At 56.5% G+C, this 12,000-nt stretch carries 8 protein-coding genes; 1 reads left to right on the top strand and 7 read right to left on the bottom strand.

Translation table 11 applies throughout. From position 1 onward, the window contains the following. Positions 1-202: 202 nt before the first annotated feature. The 7 genes from DWY05_RS08830 to bilS form a co-directional block, all read right to left on the bottom strand. The gene (locus DWY05_RS08830) at positions 203-901 is read right to left on the bottom strand and encodes a hypothetical protein (RefSeq protein ID WP_117821430.1); all 699 of its coding nucleotides are present in this window, start codon (positions 899-901) and stop codon (positions 203-205) included. A 2-nt stretch (positions 902-903) separates the two neighbouring features. Continuing rightward, complete coding sequence (locus tag DWY05_RS08825) at positions 904-1,473, bottom strand: hypothetical protein (RefSeq protein WP_117821429.1); 570 nt, start codon at positions 1,471-1,473, stop codon at positions 904-906. Then, positions 1,466-6,961: a hypothetical protein gene (locus DWY05_RS08820; protein WP_117821428.1), complete on the bottom strand. Its 5,496-nt coding sequence runs from the start codon at positions 6,959-6,961 to the stop codon at positions 1,466-1,468. The genes DWY05_RS08825 and DWY05_RS08820 overlap by 8 nt, the downstream gene beginning before the upstream one ends. 3 nt (positions 6,962-6,964) lie before the next feature. Then, positions 6,965-7,612 carry a hypothetical protein gene (locus tag DWY05_RS08815; RefSeq protein ID WP_117821427.1) on the bottom strand — a complete coding sequence of 216 codons (648 nt, stop codon included), beginning with the start codon at positions 7,610-7,612 and terminating at the stop codon, positions 6,965-6,967. 93 nt (positions 7,613-7,705) lie between these two features. Beyond that, positions 7,706-8,395: a hypothetical protein gene (locus DWY05_RS08810; protein ID WP_117821426.1), complete on the bottom strand. Its 690-nt coding sequence runs from the start codon at positions 8,393-8,395 to the stop codon at positions 7,706-7,708. 70 nt (positions 8,396-8,465) lie between these two features. Continuing rightward, positions 8,466-8,987, bottom strand: coding sequence for a signal peptidase I (locus tag DWY05_RS08805; protein ID WP_255413197.1), 522 nt, complete (start codon positions 8,985-8,987; stop codon positions 8,466-8,468). Between the two features lie 858 nt (positions 8,988-9,845). Further along, a complete protein-coding gene (gene bilS / locus DWY05_RS08800) occupies positions 9,846-10,397 on the bottom strand; it encodes a flavodoxin family protein BilS (RefSeq protein WP_099432355.1) in 552 nt (183 codons plus the stop codon). A gap of 329 nt (positions 10,398-10,726) precedes the next feature. Between bilS and DWY05_RS08795 the strand changes: the two genes are divergently transcribed. Then, the gene (locus DWY05_RS08795; RefSeq protein ID WP_117821424.1) at positions 10,727-11,992 is read left to right on the top strand and encodes an ATP-binding protein; all 1,266 of its coding nucleotides are present in this window, start codon (positions 10,727-10,729) and stop codon (positions 11,990-11,992) included. The last annotated feature ends 8 nt before the right edge of the window (positions 11,993-12,000 follow it).

The following is a 12,000-nucleotide window of genomic DNA, read 5'->3' as shown; positions in this document are numbered from 1 at the left end:
AGGACGGGGCTGAGGCCGAATAAATCAATTTGCGAAAGAATCTTGACGGTACCTTGTTGTTGGAGCGCGGCTTGTCATGGGGGCATCCGCTGAACATATATAAGACGAAGGCCACGTCATGTGGCCTTCGTCTTGCGCAGGACTGTAGAGCAGGGAACTTCGTGCCCGCCGCCCGGGAGGGCGTTTCATTTAGAAGATGGATCTAGCGCTTGTTCCTCCGGGACAAAAGAAGCGCAGCTATAAAAGCGATGATGGCAAGCGCCAGCAACACCAAAAGCAACGCGAGCGTGTTGTCGCCCGTTGCCGCCAGACCAAGCAAGCCGGGCTTCTTGCTGCCAGCAGGCCGCGCGAGGATCTTCTCGCCATCGTCCTCGGCGGTGATTTCCCAGCGAATTGCCTTGTTTGCATCGGCAAGCTCGTTGCCCACCGACGTCGGAACGCTTAGCTGCAGATTAAGCACCGTGCTGCCATCGCTCGTAAACGTGGCGATTTGCGTGGGATAGGCGAACACGCTGCCCGGTGTTCCTGTCTGGAGCCAACCTGCAGAGGCATCGCCCACAGTCGCCGTTAAGGTGATGGGCGACAGCATATATGCCGTCTCGTGATCGACGACGGCACGCACAAACACGCGCACCTGGGACTTTACGCCCGTGGCACGAACCTCGATCTGCTGCTCGCGCGCATCGCCGGGCATTAGATCTTTAAAGGCGGGAAACAGATCGGGCTCCCCCGAGGAGCCCGTCGCCCCCGTTACCGTCAGCTGGCGCGCATTTCCGTCATAGGCAATCGCGGGACTATCGGCAAACGCGCGGGCGGGAACGGCGAGCGCGACCACGCAGAGAATGGCCGCGACCACGCAACGCACGGAGCGCGCAACGCCTTTGCGAATCGGGAACGCCATACTCACGCACCTCCGTGCGGCGGCACCAGCACGCCATCTTTGACCGTACAGTTCCATGCCTCGGTGACCGCATCGTCGGGCGTGGACTGAATCGCCTGGGTCGAAATGTCGACGACTAGATTTTTACCATCTGTCTTCTTCTCGGACACGCTCTTGATGAGCACGCCCGTCTTGTCGAGCGGCTTAACAGAAGACGTCCAGTAGTAGAACCCGTCGCTCGCAAGAACCCAAGACGAAGGGCTGTTAGTGGCGGCGGCATCGCCTTTATCGTCCCACTCAATGGTGTAGTCGGTGCCGGCAACAGGCTCATCCCACAGGCGCGCGCCATCCTTATCCTGCCAGTAGATATCCACCGCGACACGCAGGTATGCCGGAGCCGAACCCGTGTTTTTTACCGAGACATCCCTTTTCACGTTGTCCTTGAGCGTCTCGTCCACCGAAGGCGCCACCGAGCCAAAGCCAAACTCGTTGACCAGCACGCCCGTAACCGAAAGCCACGCAAAGGTGCCGACGACGCTGGCCAAAAGGAGGACGCCGACAAGGAGGGCAACGATCCGCTTGCGCTTAGTCATCCTTGTCCTCCCTCCTCAGCGTGCCGTTTTCCCAAACATTCTTGGCACGCGAGCCGCCATCGACCCATTTGTCCTTCGCGCGCGTGTTGACGCACGTCACCACCGCATCGCCCGCGCTCGAAGCAGACGAAATCGTCAGCTCGGCAGATTTACCGGGCGCCTTGCCCGGCGTGCTCAGCTCGCCCTCGTAGCGCCATGCCCAATTCGTGTCTTCCTCGACGGTATAGATGCCCGTCGGCGCGGCAAATTGCACGCTGCCGACATACCAGGTCTCGCCGTCTTCGTCGCGCCTCTCGCTAACTTTCACCTCGACCATGCGCGTCTCGGCAGGAGAATCCTCCGACGCCTTGCGTGCCACCTTAAAGCGGAACGTTTGTCCCATGGCGCTGGCATCGGTGGTCTTTTTGACGATCGTCAGCGCATGGGTCTTGGCGAAGTCGAACACGGCATTGCCGTCGCCTTGCTTGCCTTCGCCTGTCTTCTTGGACTCCAGGCGGTTGGCCGAGTCGAACGAACCGTTACCCGAGCCCAAGCTGTAGAGCGAGACATACTGGTCGTTAACGGGTTCCTCCGTCATGGACGCATCAGGACCGTAGCTCGCCCGCTTAACGGTAACAGTCAGCTGCGTCCCCATAAACGGCTCAGCAAAGCAGACCTTAAAGGGTGCTTTGTCGGCGCTATTGTCGACTGTGTTGGCGGCGTTGGGATCGAGCAGCCATTTAAGCTGCGCGGTGGTCATGGTTACGTGGTTCTCGGGGTCGGATGTATCCTTGGCGACCACGCGATACGTCACGGGATACAGGTCCATGTCGCCCTTAACCGGCTCGTCCTTAAACTCATCCCAAGACTTCGCAGCGCCACCGTCAGGCACATATCGCCACTCCAGGAAGAGTTCGCGCACGTCACCGCTGACCGCCCGTTCATCGAGCAGCGCGACGATCTTGGAGTGGGCGTCCGGGTCGTATGCCACGGACTTTTTCTCCATCTCGGGATTGCCGTCGTTGTCATAGACCGGGTTGCCGCTCTCATCCACCTTGGGAACATCGACGTTATGGACAAAGCCGGCGCCCGTCGCGCGCTCGCCGTCCGAGTCGACCGTCGCCGTAAAGACGACCGACCCGTCGACACCGTGATAGCGAACCTTATACGGCGCGATCTTGTACACCGCGGTGTAGGTCACGCTCTCAAAGGGCTCGCTGCCCTCGAGGGGATACTTCTCGTCATCGGTCAACAGGGTGTATTTGCCATCGGGTTCGTAGTCGCGCGACCAGCCGACAAAGTCGTACTTGGTGCCGTCAATGCCCACAACATCCTTGACAGCCTTGACCTCAAGAGAAATCTGGTCGCCGGAATCAGTGCGGCCGAGGCTACGGACAAGATCGGGATTCGCAAGTTTAGAGTCAATGTTCGATTGAACGGTAACCAGGCTGGGACGGTAGACCGGGTACAGCTCCATGGGGGCCTTGACCACGGTAGAAGCACTCACCATACGGATGCCCTCTGACCAAGCGACATAGCCCTTGCCAGGTGCCGGCTCGGCTTCCGTCCAGCCCACGAAGACGTTGAACTTGCCTGTATCCGCATCGATAGTGCTGACGTCATAAGTAGGCTTCGGGATGCCGCCATTAAGGTTGCCGAGCATATCGTCTTGCTGAGCAACTTTGCCGTCCACATCCGTGGCATTGAGGTGGTACACAACCGCCAACGGCGAATAGTACGCCACGAATGTATAGGCTCCGCCAGGTTCCACCGGATAAGAGCAAGTACCATGCTCCACATCGTAGGGAAGCGTCTTGATCTCGCCGTTCGGAAGCTCGATCTCAACCTTCTGCAACTTATACAGCTCACCGCCTGCTTTATAAACCGGCGTCGTAACGTCAGGGGTCACCGTTGCCGTAGCAGGATTGGTGTCCGCGTTGATAACGGGAGCGATGTTGTAGCTAGGCACATTGACCTTGTCCGTACCCTCAAAACCTGCGCGGTGCAGGTTGGTGGTGTAGTTAACGTCGTACTTTACGTACACGGGATACGCATCCTGCCACTGGGTGACCTTGGACTCGTCGGTCGCCAGATACGGCTCTGCCTTATCCGGATCACTCGTCACATAGGGGTCGCCGGCGACGTCGTAGATATACTTCCAGACGTCAGAGTCCTTCTGAACCTCGGCAGTCGAAATCCAGCCCAGGAACTTATAACCAGGCACGGCCATCTCGGCATCGGTCGGAGAGGCTTCGAGCGTCAGATTGGGATTGACGTCACCCTCCTTTCCGTCGTAGGGCCTTGTATTAACCGTCCTATCCTTATAGAGATGCGGATAGCAATACAGGAACGTCGGATCTTTACCTTCCACCGTTTTCTGCTGGAGCAAGTTGCTTTCATAGCGTCGAGTAGCAGCCTGCTTTACGTTGCCATCCTTGTCATAGAAGTTGACGTCCGTGGTCACCATGGCGCGGACATAATATTGCTCTGTCGTTAAAACAGCACTCGAAAAAGGATTCTCTATATACGTCCAAGAACCGTCGTCGGGTCTTTCGAGCGTCCAAAAACTGAAGTGGTACCTATCATGTGCGGGGGAAAATTGAACTTTAATACTTGACGCTTTCCACTCATCACTCAGTTTACCGGCTCCTGGAAAATCAGTGTCGGCAATCATATCCTTGATAGTATTTGCGCCAGTGTCGTTACGCACATTATGCGAGTAGGCGTTAATAGGCGCGACGATTCGCGTCGCATCAGAGAGAACCGTAGTGCACTTATCCGCTGGATTCTTATCATCGTGTAACACGTGAGCGGAATCATCCGTACCAGCACCCCAATGGACAATGTTTTCACGAACATATGTCGCGCCAACGTTTTCCTCAAAGGGCGACTTGTACTTATTCCAAACCGAGCAGAGGAGCTTGCTGTCCGTTAGACCGCTATTTGTGAATGCCCGGACGTAGTAATCCACACGGTACTCAAAGCGTGCGGTATAGGTATGCGGAACGGTCAGGTCCACGTTGCCGGGAAGCTTGTAGCTCGGATCGCGGCTCACGCGAACATCAACCGGGGATCCATCGGCAGCCTGCTTGTTTTCATACCAACCCAGGAAACGATAGCCGTCGGGCAGCTGGCCCTCCTCGGATATAGCTTTACCGGATACGTCGAGCACCTGTACGGTATACGCGCTTGTGCCATCTTCTGCAGTCTCAACCTTAACGTCAGTTTTGCCCACACCGTCGCGCCGAGTCTGATCGTCGGTTGCATCCTGCTCATTGCCCTCAAACACCGTCATGATGTTCGACACATAGTCGGTGTACACCGGATAAAAATCGGTAGGACCAAGCACAGTGATCTCGGTGCCGGCAGGATAGAACGCACCGGCGTTTTTTAGCTCGGCAAGCTTAGGCGAGGTGATGGCCGCGTAACCGCCATGCATCCCGGCCTCGCCACTCGGCTGCGTCGTCCAACCGATAAAGGTGGCGCTGGCAGAAAGAGTGCCGCGGTCCGCAGGGGCAGCCGGCGTTAAACCGACGCCATAGCGGTACCAGTCCGTCGACTTGTCGTGCTCCTCGCCGCTCTGCCACGCGAGCGTCTCGCCCTTGACGTTATAGAACAGTACCTGCGCCTCGTACGAAGCAATAAACAGGTCGTTGCCCTTAAAGGCCTCGGCCCCCTTCGCGTTATCGGCGGTATAGGTCGACGTTATCTCGTGCGCTTCGTTCTTCTGGACCTGCTTGCCAGCCTTAACGGCATCGGCATCGGTCTTGCCGTTAAACCAGGCGTTATCGGCATCGATACGGTTCACATTGACTCCGGACTCGCGGAACCAGCCCATGAAGCGATAACCGCCGTTGGCATCGGTCAAGCCCTTGGGCTTTGCGGAGGTATCCTGCCTAAACGTCACCGATGTATCGCCCTGGGCCAAGCCCTGGGCCGTTCCCGCCAGCACGGCGCTCACGGCAAAGGCGTACGGATCCGAGGTCGCTTGATCAATACCGAGTTTGGTTGCCGTAATTGTCGCGGTACCCGCACCGGGAAAATCGATCGTCGCCTTAACGCTCTGGCCATGCACAGGAATATTCAGCTTGTAATCCATCGCCCACTCATTGGGGTGCGGGCCATCCAGGGTCCCGTCGTTAGCAGTCGAGCGCATGGTGCCGGCACAGAAGTCGTAGCCGTGCTCTTCCCACAGCTCGCGCGTGGTGTAGCGCTCGTCATCCCATGGACCATAGCCATCACCCTTGGTGGTGCCATCGCCGCCAAACGAGGGGATTTTCTTTTTAGCAGGGTTGCCCTGGCTGTTGCCAGAAAGGCTCACGCTCGGCTTAAAGTAGCACTCGGTGACCGTGGCATCGTCCTTGTTGGCACGCGCGGCAATGCCGCCCAGGTTCACATCGTTTTGAATGATGGGGATCACGGCGATGGGATTGTACTGGCGCGAACTCAAATCGCCCGCAAAATGGCTGCGGACGAGCTCGTTGCCCTCGGCGGTCAAAATTCGGCCCGCCAGGCCGCCTGTCCACGCACGCGTCACGGCGACGACGCCCACATATGACGCGGCATAGCTGTAGCACTGCGCCGTCGAGAAGCAGTCGATAATCTTGGCGTCACCCGCCATACAGCCCACAAAACCCGAGGCGTACACGTTGTTGCCGCCCAGGGCGCCAATGGCCACGTCGTACTTATTGGTGACGTCGGTCATGCCCTTCTCGGCAATCGAGCCGTCGTCCTTACGCGTCGGCGTCACGCGGCAGTACTCGATAGTCGAGTTCTTAACGTAGCCGGCAAACGCCGCCATATACAGACCCTCACCGCCGAGCGCCTGCACGCCCGAGGTCGTATTGTTGACGGCACGGCCGCCACGGACCTCGCAGTTGTAGAGGGTGCAGCCGTCGAGCTCGCCGGCGATGAGACCGCCCTCAAAGCCTGCGTTGGTAATGAGGTTGAGAGCATTGTTGGCGCAGGTCACGTGCAGCGTGCTCTCCATGACCATAACGTTTTCGAAGCGCGTATTGACGGCCTTGCCCACGATAATGCCACCACGGAAGTCCGCCCACACGTTGGCGTCCTTGACCAGGAAGTTTTTGATGGTGGCACCGTTGGTCTCGGCAAAAAATCCCGTATCGCGCTCGGGATCAAAAGCGTCTTTATCGTAGTTCAGGCCCTCAACGGTGTGGTTTTGACCATCGAACACGCCCTTAAACGGATGCTCCTTGTTGCCAAACGACAGATGCTTAACGGTGTTTGCAACGATGGCTTTCATGTCGTCGCTGTCGAGCTCAATGTCGTTATCGAGATAAACATGCCACTGCGACGTGTCGCGCAGGCGCGAAAGCGCCACGCACGATATAAAGTCAGCCTCGTTTGTGATGTGGAATTCGGTTTGCCCCTCGGGCACTTCCTCGGCACGTGCTGCCATCGGCAGCGCCATAACGCAGCAAAAGGCAATCGCCGTGAGGGCAATCAGCCTGCTCAGCACACCTCGGTTCATGTTCTTGATCTTCATGGGCTAGTTCGCCTCCGGCCAACCCACGACGTCGAGTACGTCGAGGACGGTATCGCTTTCCTGCTGGTTTTTGGCCTGCACGGCCTGAACATCGATATCGAGCCTGAATGAGCCGCCGCGCGCGGCATCGTGGTAGTCGCCCACAAAGCGCAGCGAGTCCATGAGGCTTTCCGTCATGGCGCCGGGGTCGAGCGTGCCGCCACGCCCGGCCAATCCACGGTAGTAGTACCACCCATCGCCGCCGTCGATCCACGGGGACCCCTCGCCCGCGTTCACGTTAAAGGCAACGTTGCCCGAAGCATCCGCGCTCGAACCGTCGGGCGCCACCGACGTCATGCGCAGGCGCGCGCGAACGTACTCAGGCTGCGCGCCGACGTTCTCCACGCGCACAATGCGGCTGATGTCAGAGCCCCCGGCTTTGGTGTCGGGATAGTCCCCGTGCTCGTTGGGCTCAAACGGAATCTCCTCGCCATGCTCGTTGAGGGTGTATTCACAGACTCGTACCTTCACGCTGCCAAACGATAGAACGTTGTTCGCCGGAACCATATCAACGGTAAAAGCCAGCGTGCCGCACAGGCACGCCAGGGCCAACAGCGCCATCGCAGCAAGCGCCAAGGTGCGTTTCTGATTGTCGGAAAGATTGTTGAGCATTACGTTCGCCAGTCGTCGATAAAAAGGGGACCGAGATCCCGACCCGAAAATGGGGATGGGGAGCGGGTCGGGATCTCGGTGGAGGGGATGGGATTACTGCAGGCCGTTAGCCCAAGTCCTGGCAGCAGTCAAAGCAGACGCAGACGAACCCTCAGTTGTGTTGTCTGCTGCGTAAATGAAGCAGTTGACTTCCATCGTCGCAGGATTGGCGAAATCCTTTTGCTCGGTCTCCTTGGGCGTAGTCACCTGGCTGAACAGCTCGCCAGTCCACTTATCCTCAGTCTTGCTGGCAATAAGCGGAGTTGCCTCGGTCCCATCGCCAACATAAACGAAAAGGCCACCGAGATAATGAGTCGGCTCTCCCGTAACGGTATCTGCCTGAACGGCTTTCCAGCCTTGATTAATGGTGAAGTAAGTCTTATGGGAATCAACGGCCGTATCAGACGCCGTCTCGTTCTTCACGAAAGCGTACACATAAGCGTTCTCGGACCCCTTACCAATACCCACATTGGGATTCTTGGAAACAGTCACGCCGGGAGCGAGCTTGGAGTCAGCAACCCATTTGGTCTCGGTCAGGTTGCCGTTGACCTTAGCATTATCATCCGGAAGCGGCTTATTCGGGTTATCGGGTTCAGTAGTCGGCTTGTTAATGCCTGCAGTAGTAAAGTTGTTGGTCAGGCTCGACTGTGCCGTCAGCCATGCATAGGTGCCAACGCCGGCGGCCAGCACCAACAGCAGCAGGGCGGCAATGATGCCGTAGCGCTTTTTCTTCTTGTTTTCCATCGTTCTCTTCCTTTCGAGAATCGTTTTCCCCGGCAACGGCCCCTACCGCCGCCGACGCTTTTCCCTGCCGCTATGAACGCCGCTCCCTCGCATGCACGCGGGTATGCTTGCCCGCAGGCTCGTCGGGAACCATCCGATCGAGCACTATCGACGCCGCGATCAGCAGCGCCAGAACGGCCACCACAACAAGCAAACCGGGCATCGTCGTGCAATATGCGTTGACGAAGCCCAGGTAAGGGACACAAAAAGAAACAGTGCCGATAACACTCGAAAAAGGCGTCTGCTCGGCATCGTGCATGATGCTTCCGTCTGCATTTTTGTTCGCAATTCCCTGCGTGCCGATCATCTGTGCCACAGGATCGATCTCGTACACCTGGTGCGTCACCACGGCACCGTCCGATCGATAAAAGGTTGCATTGTCGCCCACGGCAATATCCGCCGGCTCAATCTGGTGAACAAACACCATGGAACCAACGGGAAGCTCGGGTTCCATAGAGCCCGAAAGCACAGCAAAGGGCGTGTATCCAAATGCGCGAGGAACAAAAGAAACGACGGCAAGGGCTATGACAAGCGCGAACGCCAAGCTACTCAAAAGTGCAATAAATCGTTTGAGTCTACGCGCCGTCAAAGTGATAATTCATCCCCCTTGAGGCCTTATTCGACCCATCCAAAGGTCAGCAAGTTTCAACAGGAACCGCAAGGCGCTTGAAAAGTGAGTCCGAAATAAGCCAATTTGGAATCTTTTCGTAATAAAAACATAGCGATTTGCTACACTTATTTCAATGTTTTGTCGCTGAATGCTACTTATTTTGGCGTAAGTGGTCATTTATCCCCAAATTAGTCTGTTTTATCCAATATCTGTGACTAACCCCCCACGCAACTTCCCCATAGAGGGATCGATTTTTTGTGAAAGTAAAATAATGGTACCCCCCCCCCCCCCCCCCCCCACATTAAAACAAACTGCTGGAAGTGTCATTTATTTCCGACCCCCTTTTACCGGAGTTTCATGACAGCCCCATGTAGTTCGCAGCCCATAATCCTCTGAGAACCGTGTCCCAGAATTCACGTCCGGAGTGGGATACGGCTTCCGCTTGTGCCCCCGTTGGGAAACCACATCCCACTCCGACTACAAATTCCGGGTCGTACTTTCCGCCAAGGCGCTCAACCGGAAACCGCATCCCATTTCTCGGCCGAATACTGGGATGCGGTTTCCACAGAGCCCCTCAACGGGAAACCGCATCCCATTCCAAAGGCAAATTCCGGGACGCATTTTCCGAAACCCCACCCATCCGGAAATCCCATCCCACTCCGCACACATCCGGGCATAGAACAATCAGCTTATTAGGCCTTCCATCAATAAAGGGGCGCCCTCGTGTCACGAAAAAAGCCCCGAGAATTTCGAGGCTTTCACATTTGTATTGTTTTGCACGAAGGACCGCGAACGGCGAAGCTACTCGCCTAGCACGGCTTTCTTTGCAGCTGCGGCCATGTTGTCCAGATCTTCCTTGGTGGGGTGATCCTTCGCGGCGACCCAGTTATCGAGCAGCATCTTAAAGCGGGCATTGTCGGGATCTTGCTCGAGCATTGCCTCATAGCGCTGCTTTACGGCAGGACCCATCTTGCCCTGGCACATCGCCCAGCCCGCAAGCTCGGCATCCCCAGCCAAATTGGAAGTTACGCGATCAATAATCTGCTGGTAATAGCTCTGGTCAGCCCCAAAGCCGCAGGTGCCAAACAGGAAAACGCGCTTGCCGTGCAGAGCGGAGAGCAGCGCGGCAACCGAAGGCGTGCACGCGCCCTTGTCGCACCAAAAGCCAACGAGCACCGTGTCGGCCGCGCAGGCGCCCTGCGCCTCGAGCGCAACCTGATCTGCATCCGCATCGTCGCTCAACGCCGCGGCGTGGACAAACTCAACGCCCGCAGCCTGCAGAGCGCGCTTGATCGCGCCCGAAACCATCCTGGTATTACCGCTCTTGCTGTTAACCACCAAAGAGCACGTCATAGTCACGTTGCCTCGTTTCCCCCAAAACTAAAGCCACTAATGCAATTTATTAGATGAATATCTTAGTACTAACGTGACAGATGTAAACCACCGTCTGTCGATTGGCGACGCAGACGACATTTTTGGACAAAAGCCCACAGCGCAAGCCCCATACTTTTTAAAATTTGGGACAGTCAAGCGGCCCTGCCCCCGAATCAATGACAATCGTCACCATAATATGCCATCAATCGTCACCATAATTCTCCGTTAATCATCACCTCAAATTATCGTTAATCGTCACCACGTTGCTGGTAGAATACATAATCAAAGTAATTAAAGAAGGAGGCAGTATGGATAGATATGTAGACAGATGCATCGATAAGGTAATCAGGCATAATCTCGATATCTTCGGTGCGGTTCTCATTCAAGGCCCAAAGTGGTGCGGAAAGACCACTACGGCAAAACGTTTTGCTAGATCATCCTTGTCTCTTTCCGATCCAACTGGTAATTTTGCCGCCCTCCAGCTGGCTCAGATCGATCCAGCACAGGCAATAGCAGGGCCCTCTCCTAGGCTCATCGATGAATGGCAGGAAGAGCCAAAGCTGTGGGATGCCGTACGTTTCGAGTGTGACGCAAGACAGGGAGAATCCGGACAGTTTATTCTTACGGGATCAGCAACGCCGCGAGATTCGAAGCAGCCGATGCATAGTGGCGTTGGACGAATAGCAAGGTTGCGGATGGATACCATGACGCTGTTCGAGCTTGGCGTTTCTTCTGGCTTAGTCACTATCGGAGCGCTGCTTTCAGGTCATCCTGCTAAGCGGGCAGTCGGATCGATTGCCGGCATCTCCGGTATCGCCGATTTGCTGTGTCGTGGCGGTTGGCCTCAAGCGATGGGGAAAACAACTGAAAATGCCATGCGGATTGCCGCTGCTTATGTTGATGGCGTATGCGAATCGGATGTTTCTAGAACTGACGGCGTTAAGCGTGATCCGGTCAAGGTCAGGTCCCTTTTGACATCGCTTGCGCGAAATGAGTCGACGCTTGCCGGATCGAAGTCCATCGACAAAGATATCGGTACCGGCGTTTCGAAGAATTCGGTCTCCAGATACATGGATGCTCTGAGACGAATCAATATCATCGATGATATCCCGGCTTGGCATCCGGCGCTCAGGTCTCCGGTAAAGCTGCGGCAAAGTGCAAAAAGGCACCTCGCCGACCCTTCGCTTGCCGTCGCACTGCTCGGAGCAAATCCGGAGTCATTGGCATCCGACCCGAAGACGCTGGGACTGCTCTTCGAATCCCTCGTCCTGCACGACCTTAAGGTCTATGCAGCCGCAAATGACTCATCGGTGTCCCACTACCATGACGCCGACGATCTCGAGGTCGATGCCGTTATACACAGGCGCGATGGAACTTGGATTGCCGTGGAAATAAAACTCGGAAGTCCGCAGATCCCCGAGGCATCTGCAAACCTGCTTCGACTCGAGCGCAAACTTGTCGAGCGTGGCGAGAGACCACCCGCGGCCAAGCTCATCGTCATCGGGTTCGGCATGCCAGCCCATACAATGCCCGAGGGCATTATCGTTGCCCCCGTTGACACACTCGCGCCCTAGCGCTGCAT

The sequence above is a fragment of the Collinsella sp. AF23-4AC genome (genome assembly GCF_003462685.1).
Lineage (GTDB): Bacteria > Actinomycetota > Coriobacteriia > Coriobacteriales > Coriobacteriaceae > Collinsella.
This window is presented reverse-complemented; position numbering and strand designations above follow the sequence as displayed.

Coding starts and splice junctions, on each gene's coding strand:
- DWY05_RS08830 (WP_117821430.1), bottom strand. CDS start 901: ATGGCGTTCCCGATTCGCAAAGGCGTTGCGCGCTCCGTGCGTTGCGTG.
- DWY05_RS08825 (WP_117821429.1), bottom strand. CDS start 1,473: ATGACTAAGCGCAAGCGGATCGTTGCCCTCCTTGTCGGCGTCCTCCTT.
- DWY05_RS08820 (WP_117821428.1), bottom strand. CDS start 6,961: ATGAAGATCAAGAACATGAACCGAGGTGTGCTGAGCAGGCTGATTGCC.
- DWY05_RS08815 (WP_117821427.1), bottom strand. CDS start 7,612: ATGCTCAACAATCTTTCCGACAATCAGAAACGCACCTTGGCGCTTGCT.
- DWY05_RS08810 (WP_117821426.1), bottom strand. CDS start 8,395: ATGGAAAACAAGAAGAAAAAGCGCTACGGCATCATTGCCGCCCTGCTG.
- bilS (WP_099432355.1), bottom strand. CDS start 10,397: ATGACGTGCTCTTTGGTGGTTAACAGCAAGAGCGGTAATACCAGGATG.
- DWY05_RS08795 (WP_117821424.1), top strand. CDS start 10,727: ATGGATAGATATGTAGACAGATGCATCGATAAGGTAATCAGGCATAAT.